This window comes from Alphaproteobacteria bacterium LSUCC0719 (genome assembly GCA_040839025.1).
In the GTDB taxonomy this organism is placed as follows: Bacteria; Pseudomonadota; Alphaproteobacteria; order Puniceispirillales; family Puniceispirillaceae; genus UBA8309.
In genome coordinates this window covers 720,415-738,358 of sequence record JBFPJN010000001.1, presented here as the reverse complement: position 1 = coordinate 738,358, position 17,944 = coordinate 720,415, and the positions used below count along the sequence as shown (strand labels likewise).

General features: G+C 58.3%; 19 protein-coding genes. 13 read left to right on the top strand and 6 right to left on the bottom strand.

The annotated features are described in order from the left end of the window. Window positions 1-41 precede the first annotated feature (41 nt). Complete coding sequence (locus AB3X55_03555) at window positions 42-1,037, bottom strand: threonine/serine dehydratase (protein ID MEX0502653.1); 996 nt, start codon at window positions 1,035-1,037, stop codon at window positions 42-44. Between the two features lie 224 nt (window positions 1,038-1,261). Here AB3X55_03555 and dapA point away from each other — a divergent pair, with 224 nt between their 5' ends. Together dapA and smpB are read left to right on the top strand one after the other, a co-directional pair. Next, window positions 1,262-2,164, top strand: a complete 903-nt coding sequence (dapA, locus tag AB3X55_03550; GenBank protein MEX0502652.1) for a 4-hydroxy-tetrahydrodipicolinate synthase — start codon at window positions 1,262-1,264, stop codon at window positions 2,162-2,164. Window positions 2,165-2,220: 56 nt separating this feature from the next. Then, on the top strand, window positions 2,221-2,688 hold the full coding sequence (smpB, locus tag AB3X55_03545; protein MEX0502651.1) for an SsrA-binding protein SmpB: 468 nt from the start codon (window positions 2,221-2,223) through the stop codon (window positions 2,686-2,688). Here smpB and AB3X55_03540 read toward each other — a convergent pair. Together AB3X55_03540 and AB3X55_03535 are read right to left on the bottom strand one after the other, a co-directional pair. Then, a complete protein-coding gene (locus AB3X55_03540; GenBank protein MEX0502650.1) occupies window positions 2,685-3,287 on the bottom strand; it encodes a uracil-DNA glycosylase in 603 nt (200 codons plus the stop codon). The genes smpB and AB3X55_03540 overlap by 4 nt on opposite strands. Before the next feature lie 83 nt (window positions 3,288-3,370). Next, window positions 3,371-3,955 carry an NYN domain-containing protein gene (locus AB3X55_03535; GenBank protein ID MEX0502649.1) on the bottom strand — a complete coding sequence of 195 codons (585 nt, stop codon included), beginning with the start codon at window positions 3,953-3,955 and terminating at the stop codon, window positions 3,371-3,373. A gap of 239 nt (window positions 3,956-4,194) precedes the next feature. On the opposite strand from AB3X55_03535, the gene folK reads away from it, so the two are divergent. The 11 genes from folK to parC all read left to right on the top strand — a co-directional run bounded on the left by folK (window position 4,195) and on the right by parC (window position 14,822). Further along, complete coding sequence (gene folK, locus AB3X55_03530; GenBank protein MEX0502648.1) at window positions 4,195-4,719, top strand: 2-amino-4-hydroxy-6-hydroxymethyldihydropteridine diphosphokinase; 525 nt, start codon at window positions 4,195-4,197, stop codon at window positions 4,717-4,719. Between the two features lie 174 nt (window positions 4,720-4,893). Then, complete coding sequence (rpoZ, locus tag AB3X55_03525) at window positions 4,894-5,301, top strand: DNA-directed RNA polymerase subunit omega (GenBank protein MEX0502647.1); 408 nt, start codon at window positions 4,894-4,896, stop codon at window positions 5,299-5,301. A 26-nt stretch (window positions 5,302-5,327) separates the two neighbouring features. Then, window positions 5,328-7,496 (top strand): bifunctional (p)ppGpp synthetase/guanosine-3',5'-bis(diphosphate) 3'-pyrophosphohydrolase, encoded by a 2,169-nt coding sequence (locus tag AB3X55_03520; protein MEX0502646.1) that lies wholly within the window; start codon window positions 5,328-5,330, stop codon window positions 7,494-7,496. 74 nt (window positions 7,497-7,570) lie between these two features. Next, window positions 7,571-8,263, top strand: coding sequence for a DUF2062 domain-containing protein (locus tag AB3X55_03515; protein ID MEX0502645.1), 693 nt, complete (start codon window positions 7,571-7,573; stop codon window positions 8,261-8,263). A gap of 11 nt (window positions 8,264-8,274) precedes the next feature. Beyond that, window positions 8,275-9,009, top strand: a complete 735-nt coding sequence (locus AB3X55_03510) for a pyridoxine 5'-phosphate synthase (GenBank protein ID MEX0502644.1) — start codon at window positions 8,275-8,277, stop codon at window positions 9,007-9,009. After that, window positions 9,006-9,410 carry a holo-ACP synthase gene (acpS, locus tag AB3X55_03505; protein ID MEX0502643.1) on the top strand — a complete coding sequence of 135 codons (405 nt, stop codon included), beginning with the start codon at window positions 9,006-9,008 and terminating at the stop codon, window positions 9,408-9,410. Before AB3X55_03510 ends, acpS begins: the two co-directional genes overlap by 4 nt. Before the next feature lie 25 nt (window positions 9,411-9,435). Then, window positions 9,436-10,170, top strand: coding sequence for a signal peptidase I (gene lepB / locus AB3X55_03500; GenBank protein ID MEX0502642.1), 735 nt, complete (start codon window positions 9,436-9,438; stop codon window positions 10,168-10,170). A gap of 26 nt (window positions 10,171-10,196) precedes the next feature. Then, the gene (gene rnc / locus AB3X55_03495; GenBank protein ID MEX0502641.1) at window positions 10,197-10,862 is read left to right on the top strand and encodes a ribonuclease III; all 666 of its coding nucleotides are present in this window, start codon (window positions 10,197-10,199) and stop codon (window positions 10,860-10,862) included. A gap of 10 nt (window positions 10,863-10,872) precedes the next feature. Then, complete coding sequence (gene era / locus AB3X55_03490) at window positions 10,873-11,769, top strand: GTPase Era (GenBank protein ID MEX0502640.1); 897 nt, start codon at window positions 10,873-10,875, stop codon at window positions 11,767-11,769. After that, window positions 11,762-12,508 (top strand): DNA repair protein RecO, encoded by a 747-nt coding sequence (gene recO, locus AB3X55_03485; protein ID MEX0502639.1) that lies wholly within the window; start codon window positions 11,762-11,764, stop codon window positions 12,506-12,508. The genes era and recO overlap by 8 nt, the downstream gene beginning before the upstream one ends. A 91-nt stretch (window positions 12,509-12,599) precedes the next feature. Continuing rightward, window positions 12,600-14,822, top strand: a complete 2,223-nt coding sequence (gene parC / locus AB3X55_03480) for a DNA topoisomerase IV subunit A (GenBank protein ID MEX0502638.1) — start codon at window positions 12,600-12,602, stop codon at window positions 14,820-14,822. Between the two features lie 19 nt (window positions 14,823-14,841). On the opposite strand, the gene AB3X55_03475 is transcribed toward parC, so the two are convergent. Genes AB3X55_03475 through hemB form a run of 3 tightly spaced genes read right to left on the bottom strand, consistent with a single transcriptional unit; the run spans window position 14,842 to window position 17,892 of the window. Then, on the bottom strand, window positions 14,842-15,573 hold the full coding sequence (locus AB3X55_03475; GenBank protein MEX0502637.1) for an arginyltransferase: 732 nt from the start codon (window positions 15,571-15,573) through the stop codon (window positions 14,842-14,844). 60 nt (window positions 15,574-15,633) lie between these two features. Then, on the bottom strand, window positions 15,634-16,854 hold the full coding sequence (locus tag AB3X55_03470) for a threonine ammonia-lyase (GenBank protein MEX0502636.1): 1,221 nt from the start codon (window positions 16,852-16,854) through the stop codon (window positions 15,634-15,636). A gap of 33 nt (window positions 16,855-16,887) precedes the next feature. After that, window positions 16,888-17,892 (bottom strand): porphobilinogen synthase, encoded by a 1,005-nt coding sequence (gene hemB / locus AB3X55_03465; GenBank protein ID MEX0502635.1) that lies wholly within the window; start codon window positions 17,890-17,892, stop codon window positions 16,888-16,890. Window positions 17,893-17,944 lie beyond the last annotated feature (52 nt).

The following is a 17,944-nucleotide window of genomic DNA, read 5'->3' as shown; positions in this document are numbered from 1 at the left end:
CGCCCCAAGGGACGGAGCCTGGGTCGGGAAGAGACCAGGCTCTAGATCAGGGGGCCGGCGTCCAGAGCGCGCCTGAACATCTCGGCATCGACATTCCCGCCAGACGCGACCACTACGGCGCAGGCTGTATCGGCGGGCAGGCGGCGGTCGAGCGCGGCAGCCAGCGCCACCGCGCCTCCCGGTTCGATCACCAGCTTCAGATGTTTGAAAGCCGTGGCCATGACCTGAAGCACCAGATCGTCGCTGACCCCAAATCCACCCGCCAGCGTTGTGCGGTTGATGGCGAACGTCATATCGCCGGGCGCCGGGGTAACCACCGCATCGCAGATCGAGCGCGCCTCGGGGTGGACATGTTCAATCCTGCCGCTGGCAAGCGAACGGATGGTATCGTCAAAATCGGCCGGCTCGGCGGCCCAGATTCTGGCTGTCGGTATCTCTGAACGGATGGCAAGGCTGACCCCGGCGATCAGTCCGCCACCACCACAACAGCTGACGACATGGTCGGGTTTCACACCCATTTCGGTACATTGCTGCGCGATTTCCAGACCGATTGTTCCCTGACCCGCCATGACCCTGACATCCTCGAAAGGCGGGATCAGTTCCGCCCCACGTTCGGCCGCAATGGCACCGCCAATGGCCTCGCGATTTTCGGTGTAGCGGTCATAGGTCACCACCTCGGCACCATAGGCTCTGGTGCCTTCAATCTTCATCGCCGGCGCATCGGCAGGCATCACGATCACGGCGCGCATCCCACGAAGGCTGGCCGCACGGGCAACCGCCTGGGCGTGGTTGCCGCTGGAATAGGCGACAACATCGGTGACGCTGTCCGGCAGGCTCATCACCGTGTTGGTGGCACCGCGAAGCTTGAACGAGCCGGTATACTGGAGGCATTCCGCCTTGACCAGCAACCGGAACCCAAGCCAGTCATTCAGCCGTGGTGATTCAACAAGAGGCGTGCGCACGGTAAAGGGGGCAATGCGTGCGGCGGCAGTGCGGATGTCGTCAATGCCGATGGCGGGGCGGATCTGATTTGTCATGCCTTTGTCCTGATCATGTAATGTGCTGTGATCGTATAATGTAATCTGGCCGGCCCGGTCTGCTGACGGGTGGTAATGCAAAGCCTAGCTGTGGCGGCAGGACGGAGCAACCGGGAAGCTGACGGCGGTGGGGCTGTCTTGGCGATCAGCGCCGAATGCGGACTTGTCATCCCAACGGGGCGGGCCTATTTTGGGCCCTCAATAGGGAACACAGGAACCATCCGATGTCACAAGATACTGCCATGCCGGCCTTTGCCGGATCCTATACCGCGCTGATCACGCCGTTCAGCAATGGCCGGGTTGATGAGGATGCGTTCCGAAAACTTGTCGAATTCCAGATCCAGAATGGAACGCATGGGCTTGTACCTGTCGGCACAACCGGGGAATCGCCGACGCTGTCGCATGATGAACATGATCGCGTTGTCGAATTGTGCATCGACCAGGCGGCGGGCCGCGTGCCGGTGATTGCCGGTGCCGGGTCGAACAGCACTGCCGAAGCGGTACGGCTGGCAAAACATGCCGCGGCAGCCGGTGCCGATGGCGTGCTGATCGTCAGCCCCTATTACAACAAACCGACCCAGGAAGGCCTGTATCGCCATTTCACCGCCGTTGCTGAAGCTGTTGATGTGGCGGTGATTGTCTATGATATTCCGGGTCGGTCGATTGTCCGCGTTGATGATGATAATCTGGCCCGGATGGCCGGCGCATTCCCCAACATCGTCGGGATCAAGGATGCCACTTCGGATGTCGGGCGTCCGCCGCGGATCCTGAACACGCTTGGCAACGGCTTTGCCCAGCTGTCGGGTGAGGACGCGACAACACTTCCCTATCTTGCCGGTGGGGGACATGGCGCGATTTCGGTTACGTCGAACATCGCGCCGCGCCAGATGGCCGATATGCATAACGCCTGGCAGGCTGGCGATGTGAAAACCGCGCAGCAAATCAACAACCGGATGATTGCGGTGCATGACGCCATGTTCTGTGAAGCCAGTCCGGGGCCTGTCAAATATGCAGCCGAGCTGCTGGGTCTGTGTGGTTCCGAAACACGGCTTCCCTTGTGCGAGATTGCCGAGTCAAGCAAGGCTCGTGTAACTTCGGCGCTTCGTGGCGCCGGACTGATCAACTAGATGCTGGATCCCGGCATGGCCGGGACGGTGCCGGTGCGACTGGCGGGAATGGATCCATGGCCAAGGGGCACATAACGACCGGCCGCGTCGCCGAGAACCGACGCGCCAGACATGAATATGAGATTCAGGAACAGATCGAGGCCGGTCTGGTGCTGACGGGCAGTGAGGTCAAATCGCTTCGCACAGGCCGTGCCAGCATCGCCGAGAGCTATGCCGGCGAGGACAAGGGCAGGTTGATGCTATTCAACGCCAACATTCCGATCTATGAACCGGCGCGTGAAAACCACGAACCCCGCCGACCTCGCGAATTGCTGGTCAAGACGCGGGAACGGAACAAGCTTCTGGGGCTGATCCGGCGCGAGGGAATGACGCTTGTTCCGCTGGTGCTGTATTTCAACGACCGGGGGCGTGCGAAGATACAGATCGGGCTTGCCAAGGGACGGCGCAAGCAGGACAAGCGGCAGGCGGCAAAGGATCGCGACTGGGGCCGCGACAAGGCACGGCTTCTTCGCAGCAAGGGCTAGTGTCCGGTATTGCCGGGCTGTCCGGTGATCATCCGGAAAATATCGGCAAACATCGCATCCGTCAGACGTCGTGTCTGGGTGTTGTAACGCGAGCAGTGATAGGAACTTACCACGGTGAGATGCCCGCGGTCTGTGACAGCCGTCTGGCTGGCGCCATGTGCGAATGGCAGGGTGGTGGGCCGGATCCCGAGCCCGCGCAGGGTGGCGTCATGCGCAAGTCGCCCCATGGTCAGGATTGTGTCAAGACGCGGCATCGCATTGATCTCTGCCGCCAGAAAGGGTCGGCAGGCATTGATTTCGGCGGCGACAGGCTTGTTTGCGGGCGGAAGACAGCGCACAGCGTTGGTGATCCGAACATCGATCAGCTGGATGTCGTCATTGCCATCATCACGATAATCACCTTTTGCCAGGCCGAAACGACGCAGCATGGCAAACAGATACCCACCGGCTGAATCGCCGGTAAAGGGGCGGCCAGTGCGGTTGGCACCGCGCAGACCGGGTGCCAGCCCGACGATCAGAATGCGCGCCGAAATGGCACCCAGCGATTCGACAGGCGCGTTATGCCATGAAGGTTCCTGCTGTCGGCAACGATGTCTCAACTCGACGAGGCGCTTGCAATGACTGCAATCTGCCGAGGGGGGAATAAAGCACGTCACATTCGTCCCCCTCTACACATCGCTTGTCAGCTGTCGTCGTCGTCTTCGCTTTCAACCTTGGGGCGCGGCGGCCTGGTGATGAATTCACGAAGGTCTTCCATTTCGATGAACTCGTCAGCCATCCGGCGAAGCGAGTCGGCGGCCATCGGCGGCGAAGTCTTTGTCGTCGAGACAACAGTCACCCGCACGGCCATGCCCTGAACATCCTCGAGAAGACGACAGAAATCACCATCACCGGAAAACAGGATGGCATGCTCGATCTTCGGTGCCAAGCGCAGCATATCCAGTGCGATTTCCATATCCATATTTCCCTTCACACGACGTTTGCCGGTATCGGGGTCGGTGAATTCGCGGGTCAGCTTGCTGACGACCGAATAGCCGTTATAGTCAAGCCAGTCGATCAATGGCCGCAATGGTGAATATTCCTGATCCTCGGGAAGGGCGGTATAGTAGCAGGCCCGGATCAGATTGGCGTTTGCGGCGAAGTGGGAGCGCATCCGCGCATAGTCGATATCCATGCCAAGGGCGCGCGCGGCTGCATAGAAGTTCGATCCGTCGATAAACAGTACGGTTCGTTCGGGTAAGGGGGTGTTTGAAGGGGTGTTTGTCACGGCAATTTCCTTTTAATTTAATCAGAAAATGTCTTTGCCTGCGGCGGAAATTCGGTTCGGTCTATTGGATGCTTTTACGCAACGACATTATCGATTCGATTAATAAGCTGGTTTGGTAATGTCAGAACATTACTCCATGCCATTTCAAATTGTAAAGAATTCATAAATAAATTGATCAAACTGTATGATTACGGCACGAACCGCTAACAATTCTGCCAAAAACCAGCCAGAGAGCTTTTATGTCATCATCTGAAAACACCACCTCTACCGCGATCCTGATTGGCATTGGTGCCAATCTTGTTCCTGACGGGTTTGAAACGTCGCGCGAAGGGTGCGAGGCCGCGATCGCGATGTTTGCCGATGCCGGTATTGTGTCCATCAGCGTATCTGCCTGGTTTGAGACAGCGCCTGTGCCGTTGACGGACCAGCCCTGGTTTACCAACGCCGTTATCGCGGCCTGGACCGAGCTGTCAATGCATGATACCCTGCAGGCTCTGCATCGCATTGAGGCCCGTTTCGGGCGGGTGAGAATGGTCAGGAACGAAGCACGGGTTCTTGATCTGGACCTTCTGGATTTCGGCGGCATTCGACATCAGGACGATCAGATCACGCTGCCGCATCCCCGCATGCATCAACGGGCCTTTGTGCTGTTGCCGCTTCAGGATGTGGCACCGGATTATGTGCATCCGTCGACGGGAAGGGGGATTGCAGATCTGGTCTCGTCACTTCCCGGAGATCAGGTGATCCGGCGCATGCCGTCATAGGCTGTCCTCAATAAGTCTTCTCATAAGTCCTCCAAATGTACGCTTCGACTTGCGCGGGCCGCGGATTTGCGTTACATCACCGGTTCGTTTCACATACCGGGTGACGCCGACCTGTCCTGCAAAGCGTGTTTGCTTTGGTGGCGCGGGGGTCTGGCGCGAAGACGGGAGATCATAATGGCACGTGTTACCGTAGAAGACTGTATCGAGAAAATTCCCAACAGGTTTGATCTCGTGATGACGGCCGCCCAGCGGGCACGCGGCATCATGAAAGGCGATCTGCCAACGCTTGAGCGCGACAACGACAAGAATCCGGTTATCGCCCTTCGCGAAATCGCGGCTGAGTCGGTTGATTTCAACGGGTTGAACGATGGCATTGTGAAGAAGCTGCAGCGCCTGTCTGCACAGGAAGAGCCCGAACTGCTTGTCGAAGCCCAGTCCGCTGTCGATGTTGACCTGTCCGAAATGATTGGTGATTACAGCGAGGCCGAGGGCGCAGAGGTCGGCATGCATATCAGTTCACCCGCCGACAGTGAGCCTGGCTTCGAGGATGTTGACCTTACTCAGGTGACAGGCGAAGATTAAGCCTCTTCGCCGGGCATGCGCGGGTTGTGCGTTCTGCCGGCTTTTCACTTGTCGACAGGGCAATGATCGGAACGGCTGATCCCATTATCGAAAAGATGCGTGCCTATCACGCGGCGGTTGATGCTGACCGCCTTGCGCGCGCGTTCGAATTCGGCAGAAACGCTCATGATGGCCAGGTCCGGGCCTCTGGCGAGCCATATTACACGCATCCGATTGCTGTCGCGCATATTCTGCTGGATATGCATCTCGATGAAGACAGCATTATCACAGCATTGCTTCATGACACCGTCGAGGATTGCGACGTAACGCTGGAGACCCTCGACAGGGAATTCGGCGGTGATGTCGCGCAGCTTGTCGATGGTGTGACAAAGCTGACGCGGCTGGCGATCAAGTCGCTGCCAAGCAGCGCCCAGGCCGAGAATTTTCGCAAATTGCTGCTGGCGATGAGCGAGGATGTGCGCGTCCTGATGGTCAAGCTTGCCGACCGGACGCACAACATGCGTACACTGTCCTTCATTCCAAAGCCGGAAAAGCAGACCCGGATCGCCCGCGAGACGATGGATATCTATGCGCCGCTGGCCGAACGGATCGGGCTGACCAAAATCCAGAACGAGCTGGAAGACAGCGCGTTCGAGGTGTTGAACGGGGAAATGCGGCAGAGCATTCTGACCCGTCTGGAATTCCTGACGACCGAAGCCGAGATCACCATTCCCACGATTTCTGTCGAGCTGCAGGCAACGCTTGAACAGATTGGCATCGAATGCAGTGTGACAGGCCGCCTGAAATCCCCTTATTCGATCTGGCGGAAGATGCAGACAAAGGCGGTAACAATGGACCAGCTTGCGGACATTGTGGCCTTTCGGGTTCTGGTGCCGACGGTCGAGGATTGCTACCGGGGACTTGGCCAACTGCATCAGAATTACCCAACCGTGATGGGCCGGTTCAAGGACTATATCTCGACCCCTAAACGGAACGGGTACAGATCGCTTCATACCGGCCTGCTTGGTCCGCAGAACCATCGTATCGAGGTTCAAATCCGCACACCCGAGATGCATCAGGTTGCCGAGCATGGGGTTGCCGCGCACTGGCACTACAAGGATGGCAGTCAGGATCATGGCGCACGGAAATATGGATGGGTTCAGGAACTTGTCGGGTTACTCGACGAGGAGGCTGGTGCTGATGAATTCCTCGAACACACCAAGATGGACCTCTATCGTGATCAGGTTTTCTGCTTCACACCACGGGGGGATTTGATCGCGCTGCCGCGCGGGGCGACAGCGGTGGATTTTGCCTATGCCGTGCATACGCAGATTGGCGAGACCTGTGTTGGTGTAAGGATCAATGGCAAGACCCGGCAGCTGGCGACCGAGCTGCAGAATGGCGATCAGATCGATATCCTGACATCAAGCCAGGCCAAGCCCCGCGCCGAATGGGAAAGCTTCGTGAAGACCGGGCGTGCGAAATCGGCCATTCGCCGTTTCCATCGCGCGCAGCGGGTGACCGAATTCAGCCGCATTGGCCGGGCGCTGATTGAAAAGACGTTTCGTGAATATGACCGACCGTTCCGCAGTCGCGCTCTGGAACAGTCGCTGTCCGCCTTCGGTGTGACCAGGGTCGAGGAGGTTTTCGCGCTGGTTGGCGAGGACAGGTTGCAGCCGATCCGCGTTCTGGAGCGCCTTCATCCCGACATTGTCGCTGACAATGATCGTGGCAGGAAGGACCGGAAACGCGATGGCAATCGTCATCCGAAACTGAAGATCAACGGTGATGATGCCGGCACGGCTGTCACCATTGCCAGATGTTGCCATCCACTGCCCGGTGAGGCCATTGTGGGCATCTTCACCACCGGCAAGGGCATCACTGTCCACAAGGTCGGCTGTTCAACGCTGAGCAAGTTTTCCGACGCGCCGGAACTGTGGCTTGATGTCTCGTGGGAGAAGGACAGCCTGCGCCGGGTGAACGGGCGTCTGAATACCGTGCTGACAAACGAACCGGGATCACTGGCGTCGCTTGCCACGGTGATCAGCCAGCAGGGTGGCAACATTTCAAATCTTCACCTGACCGACCGAAATCCGGATTTTTTCCGTTTTGAACTGGACCTGGAAGTCAAAGACGTCGAACATATGCGGGCAATCATTGCGGTTCTTCAGGCGAATAAATATGTCGAGAGTGTCGAGCGTGCCGACAGCGTATGACGCTGAAAACATGCTTTCCGAGATGCCCTGGATATACGCCGGAATTTGTCACCTCAAAGTGAACGGGATGCCCTATGTTCAAACGCCGTCGCGCCCAATCAAGGATTGACCAGGTCCGCAGTGTCGTCTGGCCGGCCAGGGGCTTTCGGCGTCTGTTTTCCTACCTGATCCAGCGGATCAAGAGGATGCCCGGATCGACCCTGTCGATCGCGACTGGTGCGGCCTGGGGCGCGGCCGTTTCCTTTACGCCATTTCTGGGACTGCATCTGCTGGTCGGGATGATGCTGGCCTATCTGACCCGTGGCAATCTGCTGGCATGTCTGTTTGCCACTTTCATTGGCAATCCCTGGACGTTTCCCCTGTTCTTCTATCTGGATTACAGGCTGGGTGCCTTTATCATTACCGAATTCGGCGGCACGGTTAATTCCATCGGTGGCACGCTTCCCGCTTTCATGAACGCGTTCATTGCCGATCCGGCGGCATTGATTGGTGCGCTTTTCATGCCGATCATTGTCGGCTGTCTTGTTCTGGGAACGATTGCCTGGTTTGCCAGTTTCGGATTTACCTACTGGGCGGTGGACGGGTGGCGCCGTCACCGGGCAAAACGTCTGGCGGCAGCGCGATTGCGGCGTGCCGGCCTGCAATCGGAAAACGACAACAGGCAGGCTGGCACACCTGATATAGACCCTCCCGGCAGATCACCCGGATATGACAAAAACGCAGAGCGGGCGCACAAGGGAATACAGAAAGGCAAGATAGGCCCATGAAAGACAGGCCCATGACCAAAAATGCACTTCGGCTTGGTGTCAACATCGATCACGTTGCAACGCTTCGCAATGCCCGGGGCGGCGGCAATCCTGATCCGGTTCGCGCCGCGCTGGCAGCGCAGGCGGCTGGCGCCGATGGCATTACTGCCCATCTCCGCGAGGACAGGCGTCATATTCGTGATGCGGATATCCACGACGTGAAAGCGGCAATTTCGCTGCCGTTGAATTTTGAAATGGCGGCAACCCGGGAAATGGCCGACATCGCATGTCAGGTCAAACCGAATGCGGCATGTATTGTGCCGGAACGCCGCGAGGAAGTGACAACCGAGGGCGGGTTGGCTGTTGCCGGGCGCGAGGCTGAATTGGAGCCGATTTTCAGCCGCATTCGCGATGCCGGCATCAGACTGTCACTGTTCATTGAGGCAAGTGAGGTGGAAATTCGCGCTGCGGCGGCGGTTGGGGCGGATATTGTCGAACTTCATACAGGTCGTTATTGCCATGATGTCGAGACGCGTGATGCCGAACTGGCGCGCATCAGGGCGGGCGCCTTGCTGGCCGAGTCACTGGGTCTTGAATGTCATGCCGGGCATGGGCTTGATTTTGACACGGTCGGACAAATTGCGGCCATTCCGCAGATGCATGAGTTGAATATCGGGCATTTCCTGATGGGTGAAAGCCTGTTTGTCGGATTGGACGCCGCCATCGCAAGAATGCGTCGTCTGATGAATGAGGCGCGCGCTTCGTGATCCTTGGCATTGGCACAGATATTGTGGATGAACGTCGTATCCAGCGCTCGATCGACCGGTTTGGCGACCGGTTCCTGAACAGAATCTTCACCGATGCCGAACGTGCCGAGGCCAGCAAGCGTGGCCAGCCGGGACTGTATTATGCGAAACGGTTTGCTGCCAAGGAAGCTGTCTACAAGGCGTTGACCGGGGCAGGGGTCGAGGGGATGGGATGGCGTGATGCTGAAATCATCAATCGTGCCGACGGCGCGCCCGAACTGCTGTTGACCGGCCAGTGTAAAACGGCGCTTGAGAGGCTGACACCTGAAGGGTATAACGCGGCAGCCAGCCTGTCGCTCAGCGACGAACCGCCCTATGCGGTTGCTTTCGTGGTGGTTTCGGCGCAAAGACAGGTTACATGACAGCAACAGGATCCGGTCGAAACGTATGAGTACGAAGAAAAGGGAAAAGAGCTTCGAGCCATTCCGTACAATTATCATTGCCGGTGCGCTGGCGCTTTGTTTTCGATCGTTTCTTTTCGAACCCTTCAACATTCCTTCCGGGTCGATGATCCCAACCCTGAAGATTGGTGATTACCTGTTTGTGTCGAAATTTTCCTATGGGTATTCACGCTATTCATTTCCGCTTGGCATTGTCCCGTTCGACGGGCGCATTCTTGGTGATGAACCCGAACGGGGCGATGTCGTTGTTTTCCGCCAGCCAAAAAATGAATCCGTTGCCTTCATCAAGCGCGTTGTCGGCCTTCCGGGTGATGAAGTCGCCGTTCGGGATGGTGTGCTTCACATCAACAACACGCCTGTGCAGCGCCAGCATGCCGATGTTGGCACCGCAACCAATGGCGTCAGGGTGATGAAATATGATGATTATCTGGAATCCCTTCCCGAAGGCAGCACGCATCGCATCCGCGAGATGACGGATCGCGGTATCCTCGACAACACGCCAACCTATGTCGTGCCGGACGGGCATTTCTTCATGATGGGCGACAATCGCGACAATTCGAATGACAGCCGTACCACGTCTGTTGGCATGGTTCCGTTTGAAAATCTGATTGGCAAAGCGCAGTTCCTGTTCTTCAGCCATAACGGCACCGCCCGCTGGTGGCAGGTCTGGAAATGGCCGTTCGCAATTCGCTATGGCCGTATCGGGGATGGCATTACTTGACCTGTTCGCGCCCACAGGATGAAGATTTGACAGCGCTCGAAGAGATCATCGGGCACAAATTCGCGGACCGCCGCCTGCTTGTCGAGGCGCTCACACATTCCAGTGCGAAGTTGCGTGACGTTACCTATGAACGGCTGGAATTCCTTGGCGACCGCGTTCTTGGACTTGTTCTGGCGACGCATTTCCACGCCACCCATCCGGATGATGATGAAGGTGCCTTGTCGCTGCGGTTTCACGCCGCTGCCAGACAGTCGACATTGGCCGATGTGGCGCGCCACCTTGGTCTGGCCAGTCATATCAGGGTGCAAAGCGGTATGGATGTCGATGCCAATGAATCGATCCTGTCCGACGTTGTCGAAAGCCTGATGGCGGCGATCTATCTCGATGGTGGTATGGGGCCGGTCCAGGCTCTGGTGATGGCGCATTGGCCATTCGACGCCGCAGCGCCGGCAAAGGATGACAAGGATGCGAAATCGCGACTTCAGGAATTCGCCATGAGCAAGGGCATCGCGCTTCCCGAATATCGCCTTGTGGCGCGTCATGGACCCGATCATGCGCCGGAAATGACCTATGCCGTATCAATCGAGGGGTTTGCTGAAACCGAGGCAAGCGCCGGGTCGCGCAAACAGGCCGAACAGCGTGCTGCTGCCCGCCTTCTGGCGATCATAGCAGATGGAGATGGTGATGACTGACACGGCATCGATGACAACGCGCGCTGGATTTGTGGCCCTGATCGGTGCCCCGAATGCCGGAAAATCGACGCTGATGAACGCCATGGTCGGTACCAAGGTGTCGATCGTGACGCCAAAGGTTCAGACAACCCGGTCGCGCGTTCGCGGCATTGCGATGGAAGGGGAGTCACAGATTATCTTCATCGACACCCCCGGGATTTTCCAGCCGAAGCGACGTCTGGACCGGGCAATGGTCAGCGCCGCATGGAAAGGGGCCGAGGATGGCGATGTGTTGCTGCTGCTTCACGACTGCGCGCGGCGGGAGATTGACGAGGATACGATGCGCATTGTCGAGGAACTGGCGCAATCCGGTCGCCGGGCATCGCTGGTGCTGAACAAGATTGATCTGGCGCCCCAGGAACGGCTGCTGGAGCGCGCGAACGAGCTGTCGCAGAAATATGACTTCGAACGTGTCTTCATGGTGTCCGCCACGACGGGCAATGGCATCGACGATCTGCGAGACTGGCTGGCGGGCAGCATGCCACAGGGTCCGTATCTGTTTGACCCGGATGATCTGTCGGATATGCCGATGCGGCTTCTTGCGGCCGAAATCATGCGCGAGAAACTGTTTCTCAACCTTCATCAGGAACTTCCCTATCAACTCACCGTCGAGACCGAGAAATGGGAGGAACTGGATGATGGCAGTGCCACGGTAAGGCTGTCGATCTATGTGGCGCGCGAGGGTCATCGCGGGATTATCCTTGGCAAGCGCGGCGCAACAATCAGGCGTATTGGCATGTCGGCGCGGATCGAGCTTGAAGAGGCGCTTGGACGTCGCATCCATCTGATGAGCCATGTCAAGGTTCGCAAGGACTGGATGGACGATGCAGCGCGCTATTCGGTCTGGGATCTGGATTATAATGCCTGAATGGGCGGATGAGGCGCTGATATTATCGGTCCGCCCCTATGGCGAAAACAGCGCGCTTGTCAGCGTTCTGACAGCAACCCAGGGCCGGCATGCCGGCCTTGTCCGCGGCGCCAGCTCGGCAAAGATGCGCGGCGTTCTGCAACCCGGCAATCTGGTGCGCGCCAGCTGGCGTGCCCGGCTGGTGGAACAGCTTGGCCAGTTCACGATCGAACTCGATGATCCGGTAACGGCGCTGCTCCTTGATGATGCGTTGCGACTGTCTGCGGTGGCATCGGCCTGTGCGCTGCTGGATGGCAGCCTGCCCGAACGCGAGGCACAGCCGGTGTTGTTCGAGGCGACAGGCGCGCTGTTGCAATTGCTGCGTCTGGAAGACCCGGACAATCGCTGGCTCGAAGGTTATATTCGCTGGGAGCTTGGTCTGCTTCAATCTGTCGGGTTTCGGCTCGATCTGGAACATTGCGCAGTAACCGGCCAGACAGGAAGGCTGGCGCATGTCAGTCCGAAATCGGGCCGGGCCGTGTCCGAGGGGGAGGCCGGTGAATTCACCGGTCGCATGCTCGCCCTGCCACGGTTTCTTGGCGGGGTGGCCTGCAACCGGCATGATTTTGACGCCGGCCTTGCCCTGACCGGACATTTTCTGGAACGCCGCGTCTTTGCCTCCTATCATGTCGATCTGCCGCCACAACGTCGCCGATTGGCCGATATGGTGGCTGGCATATATGGGGGTTCCACGGTATAAAACCGACCATATATTGGCGTTCGCGGCTTGGACCTGTCTTAATCGGGCAGGCCAGTGTCGAGCGCCGCGATGACCGAGGAGTTAACCGCGCATGACAGATGATGTGACAGTCGAGGGTGATGGCCAGATTGTCGATACGGCATTCTCCGAGGCGCTGAGCGAGCGTTATCTTGCCTATGCGCTGTCGACCATTACCTCGCGTTCGCTTCCCGATGTCCGCGATGGTCTGAAACCGGTCCACCGCCGTTTGCTTTACGCGATGCGGCAGCTTCGACTCGATCCCGATCAGGGGTTCAAGAAATCGGCCAGGGTTGTTGGCGACGTCATGGGTAAATTCCACCCGCATGGAGACGCCGCCATCTATGACGCCATGGTGCGTCTGGCGCAGGAATTCGCGATGCGCTACCGGCTTGTCGACGGGCAGGGCAATTTCGGCAATATCGACGGCGATAACGCTGCCGCCATGCGCTATACCGAGGCACGGATGACCGAGGTTGCACAGCGGCTTCTTGACGGGATCGACGAGGACACGGTTGATTTCCGGCCAACCTATGATGGCGAATCCGAGGAGCCGAGTCTGCTGCCGGCCGGGATTCCAAATCTGCTTGCCAATGGTGCGCAGGGCATTGCCGTTGGCATGGCAACATCAATTCCGCCCCATAACATCATCGAGCTTGCCGACGCTGCGTTGCATCTGATCAAACATCCCAATGCCTCGGTCGATACGCTCATGCAGTTTGTCCGTGGTCCCGACTTTCCCACAGGCGGCATTCTGGTCGAACCGGAGGCGACGATCCGCGAGGCCTATGCCACTGGTCGCGGTGGCTTCAGGGTGCGGGCCCGCTGGTCGGTGGAAAGGGAAAAGGGTGGCGGCTGGCAGATTGCCGTGACCGAGATTCCCTATCAGGTCCAGAAGTCGCGTCTGATTGAACGCATGGCGGACATGCTACAGGCCAAGAAAGTACCGTTTCTGGCTGACATCCGTGACGAATCGGCTGAAGACATTCGCATTGTTCTTGAACCCAAATCACGACGCCTTGAACCCGAGGTGGTGATGGAAAGCCTGTTCAAGCTGACCGATCTTGAAACTCGTGTGCCGTTGAACCTCAACGTTCTCGATGCTGACGGGCGGCCCGGTGTGATGACGCTCCGCGAGGCGCTGAATGCCTGGCTGGTACATCGCCGCGTTGTTCTTGTCCGGCGCTCGGAATTCCGGCTTGGCAAGATCGCGGCACGGCTTGAGGTTCTGGAAGGCTATCTTGTCGTCTTTCTCAACCTTGACGAAGTCATCGCCATTATTCGCGAGGCGGACAATCCGCGCGTCAGGCTGGTAGAACGGTTCTCGCTGACGGATGCACAGGCAACTGCCATTCTCGACATGCGCCTGCGCTCATTGCGCCGGCTTGAGGAAATGGCGTTGAAGGCAGAAAGAGACAGTCTGATTGCCGAACGCGAGGAACTTGCCGCTCTTGTTGGTGACAAGTCACTTCAATGGCAGCGAATTACCGCCGAAATCCGTGAAATGAAGGCCAGCTTTGTCGGGTCCGACAGCCGCCGGACCGACTGCGCCGAAGCACCTGAAATCGACCTTGATGCTGCGGAAATTCTGGTTGAGCGCGAACCGATAACGGTGATCTGTTCGGAAAAGGGATGGATTCGCGCCATGAAGGGCCATCAGGATCTCGAGGCCGAATTCAAATACAAGGAAGGCGACGGTCCCGGCTTTATCCTTCATGCCGAGACAACCGACAAAATCCTGCTGTTTGCCGAGAATGGCAGATTTTACACGCTGGCAGGTGACAAGCTGCCGCGGGGGCGTGGCTTTGGTGAACCTGTCAGCCTGATGGTCGATCTGCCGGCGGATGTCGATATCGTTCGCCTGCTGAAGGCCGAAGGACAGCAACTGCTTGTTGCCGCCAGCACTGGCCACGGTCTGGTGGTGCCAACAGAAGCGGCGCTGGCGCAGACAAGGTCCGGCAAGCAGGTTCTGAACATTTCCGGCACGGCGCGCGCTGTTGCCTGCTGTGTTGTCGATGGCGACATGGTCGCCACGGTCGGGGTCAATCGCAAGCTGTTGGTGTTCCCGCTTTCCGAAGTGCCGGAAATGAGCCGCGGCAAGGGTGTGATCCTGCAACGGTTCAAGGATGGCGGTCTGGCCGACGTCACCGTCTACAGCGCGGAAAAGGGCCTGTCATGGAAGGCGGGAGGCGGGCGCACCCGCACCGAAACGGATCTGACAAACTGGCTTGGCAAGCGGGCTGGTGCCGGCAAGATGCCGCCGACAGGGTTTCCGCGCCCGGCGCGCTTCACCTGACGGTCAGGTGGTGGTGCGGTCAGTTGGTTTCGTCATAGGCGCGCCAGCGCCCGTCGATATAGACTTCGGCTGGCTGGAAGCGTGATTTATACATCATCTTCTGGCTTCCTGGCACATAATAGCCGAGATACAGCCACGGCATGCCGCGTTCCTGCGCGTAATCTATCAGATCAAGAATCATGAAGGTGCCAAGCGAGCGGTTGGCCTGCGCCGGGTCGAAAAAGGAGTAGACAGCGCTCAGCCCGTCTTCCTGAACATCGGCAAGAACGCAGCCGACAAGCTGTCCGTCATCATTGCGGTAATTGACAACGAAGGTTTCAATCGGGCTGTTCTCGATCATTGCGATGAAATCATCACGCCCCATATTCGCCATCTGACCGTCATGATGACGCCCGCGAATATAGTCAAGGAACAGCCGGTATTGCTCGTTCGTCGGGCGGATCGACCCGATTGACCGCGTCAGATCACGGTTGGTTTTCCGGATCCGGGACAGATTGCGACCGGGCTTGAACCGCGCGGTGTCGACCCGCCAGGGAAGACAGGCCTGACATTGCGGGCAGACCGGCTTGTAGACCCAGTTTTCAACCCGGCGGAAACCGGCGCGCGCCAGCTCATCATGCAATAGCGGATTTTCCGATATATCGACCGCAACACGCTGTTCGGTCCGCCCACTGATATAAGGGCAGTCCGATCGCATGCTGAGCCGCATCTGTAATGGTGGCAGCTGATGAAGTCGTTTGTCCTGATCCATCCTGCAAGGCTGTCCTGTTTTCGATGCAAGGGCAAGGCAACAGATGCCGCACCCACGACGCTAGCCGCCGGAACTGTCATCCATCTGATGAACAATGAAGTTGGCCGCCTTCAGATCGGCGATGATCTCGTCGACATGATCTGGCCCCCGTGTTTCGACAACGGCGTCGATCTTGGCAAGCTTGGCAGGCACGTCATAGAACAGACGCTGATGATAGATTTCGACGATATTGCCGCCGCATCGTCCGATCGATGCTGTGATGGCGGCCAGCATTCCCGGCTCGTCCGAGATGTCGATCCGCAGTCTTGCCAGCCTGCCGTCGCTTGCCATGTTGCGATTCAGGATCGATGCCAGCAGACGCGGGTCTATATTGCCGCCGCAGATTACAACCCCAACCTTCTTGCCGGCGAATGACGAGCGATGCTGGTAGAGAGCGGCAATGCCGGCAGCGCCGGCACCTTCGGCGACAACGCGCTGCTGTTCAATCAGGCTGCCGACGGCCCATTCAAGGGATTGTTCGTTCACCAGCAGAATGTCATCGACCAGATTGGCGACAACCGGTCTGGTGACGCCTCCGGGTTTCTTGACAGCGATGCCTTCGGCAAGTGTCTCGCCGCCACAGACGATGTCCTGATTGGCAACGGCAAGCTTCATCGCCGGATAGAGTTCGGTCTGAACACCATAGATCCTGATATTCGGGCGGAGTTCCCGCACGATGGTGGCAATGCCCCCAATCAGTCCGCCGCCGCCAATCGGAACGACGATGGCATCAAGATTGTCATCCTCGGTCAGCATCTCCAGACCGACCGAACCCTGGCCGGTCATCACCAGCTCGTCATCATAGGGATGGATCAGAGACAGCCCGCGTTCCTCGATCAGGCGATTGACGAGACCCTCGCATTCATTCAGGTTGCGGCCCTCCAGAACCACTTCGGCGCCATGGGCACGGGTCCGTGACACCTTGGCGAACGGGGTCTGGGCCGGCATTACAATGACCGCCGGGATCCCCATCTGGCGTGCATGATAGGCAACCGCCTGGGCGTGGTTGCCAGCCGACATGGTTATCACACCACGTTTGCGGGATTCGTCGGGCAGGGCGCGCATGGCGATAAAGGCGCCGCGGGCCTTGAATGACGAGGTATGTTGCAAATTTTCAAGCTTCAGCCTGATATCGCATCCAAGCATGCCCGACAGCGCCGGTGCCGCAACAAAGGGTGTCCGAATGATATGGCCTTCAAGGTGTTCGGAAGCTGTCTGAATATCGGTTGCGGAGACTGTCATGGTCTGTCCTGCGAGTGGGTCTGAAGCCGGGTGTCATTCCGACTGGGCGCGAAGCAACCGCGCGATACGCGGCGCAAAATAGGTCAGAACCGCGTCGGCACCGGCACGTTTGAAGGCTATCAGGCTTTCCATCATGACGCGGTCTTCATCCAGCCAGCCCCGCTGGCCGGCGGCCGTGATCATCGCATATTCCCCCGATACCTGATAGGCGACACAGGGGACGCCGAATTCGGCCTTGGCACGGGCAAGGATATCAAGATAGGGCATGCCGGGTTTGACGATGACCATGTCGGCACCCTCATCAAGGTCCAGTGCGATCTCGTGCATGGCCTCGTCACTGTTTGCCGGGTCCATCTGGTAGGTGGATTTGCCGTCGGTGCCGGCAAGCGCCCCGGCGCGAACGGCACTGCGGAACGGGCCGTAAAATCCTGATGCATATTTGGCGGCATAGGACATGATCTGGACATTCTGGTGCCCGGCATCGTCAAGCGCTGCGCGGATGGCGGCCACACGACCATCCATCATGTCGGATGGCGCAATGATGTCACAGCCGGCATTGGCCTGTTGAATGGCCTGCTGGCACAGGATCGCAACGGTTTCGTCATTCGCAATCTCGCCGTTGCGAAACACCCCGTCATGCCCGTGATCGGTATAGGGGTCCAATGCCACATCACAAATAACGCCAAGATCGGGACAGGCAGCCTTTACGGCGCGAACGGCCCGGCAGACAAGATTGTCACCGTCACAGGCCAGTGCCCCGTCCGCATCCTTCAGCGCCGCATCAATCGACGGGAAGATGGCGATCGCGGGAATGTCAAGATGCACAGCCTCGCCAGCCTGTGCAACTAGCCTGTCTATGCTGAGACGGGTTACGCCCGGCATCGAATCCACCGGTTCCGAAAGATCGTCGCCTTCAATCACGAACATAGGCCAGATCAGATCATCCACACCAAGACGGTTTTCAGCCATCAGGCGGCGAGAAAATGCCTTCATTCTGTTCCGACGCATCCTGGTGGCCGGGTATTGACCTCTGCTCATCTCGACTCCATTTGCCGGCGTGACAGGCCGACGTTGGCGGTCCTGACCGCCA

Excerpts from the sequence above, each read along its gene's own strand:
- AB3X55_03555 (MEX0502653.1), bottom strand. The coding sequence starts at position 1,037 with ATGACAAATCAGATCCGCCCCGCCATCGGCATTGACGACATCCGCACT.
- dapA (MEX0502652.1), top strand. The coding sequence starts at position 1,262 with ATGTCACAAGATACTGCCATGCCGGCCTTTGCCGGATCCTATACCGCG.
- smpB (MEX0502651.1), top strand. The coding sequence starts at position 2,221 with ATGGCCAAGGGGCACATAACGACCGGCCGCGTCGCCGAGAACCGACGC.
- folK (MEX0502648.1), top strand. The coding sequence starts at position 4,195 with ATGTCATCATCTGAAAACACCACCTCTACCGCGATCCTGATTGGCATT.
- rpoZ (MEX0502647.1), top strand. The coding sequence starts at position 4,894 with ATGGCACGTGTTACCGTAGAAGACTGTATCGAGAAAATTCCCAACAGG.
- AB3X55_03515 (MEX0502645.1), top strand. The coding sequence starts at position 7,571 with ATGTTCAAACGCCGTCGCGCCCAATCAAGGATTGACCAGGTCCGCAGT.
- AB3X55_03510 (MEX0502644.1), top strand. The coding sequence starts at position 8,275 with ATGACCAAAAATGCACTTCGGCTTGGTGTCAACATCGATCACGTTGCA.
- lepB (MEX0502642.1), top strand. The coding sequence starts at position 9,436 with ATGAGTACGAAGAAAAGGGAAAAGAGCTTCGAGCCATTCCGTACAATT.
- era (MEX0502640.1), top strand. The coding sequence starts at position 10,873 with ATGACAACGCGCGCTGGATTTGTGGCCCTGATCGGTGCCCCGAATGCC.
- recO (MEX0502639.1), top strand. The coding sequence starts at position 11,762 with ATGCCTGAATGGGCGGATGAGGCGCTGATATTATCGGTCCGCCCCTAT.
- parC (MEX0502638.1), top strand. The coding sequence starts at position 12,600 with ATGACAGATGATGTGACAGTCGAGGGTGATGGCCAGATTGTCGATACG.
- AB3X55_03475 (MEX0502637.1), bottom strand. The coding sequence starts at position 15,573 with ATGGATCAGGACAAACGACTTCATCAGCTGCCACCATTACAGATGCGG.
- AB3X55_03470 (MEX0502636.1), bottom strand. The coding sequence starts at position 16,854 with ATGACAGTCTCCGCAACCGATATTCAGACAGCTTCCGAACACCTTGAA.
- hemB (MEX0502635.1), bottom strand. The coding sequence starts at position 17,892 with ATGAGCAGAGGTCAATACCCGGCCACCAGGATGCGTCGGAACAGAATG.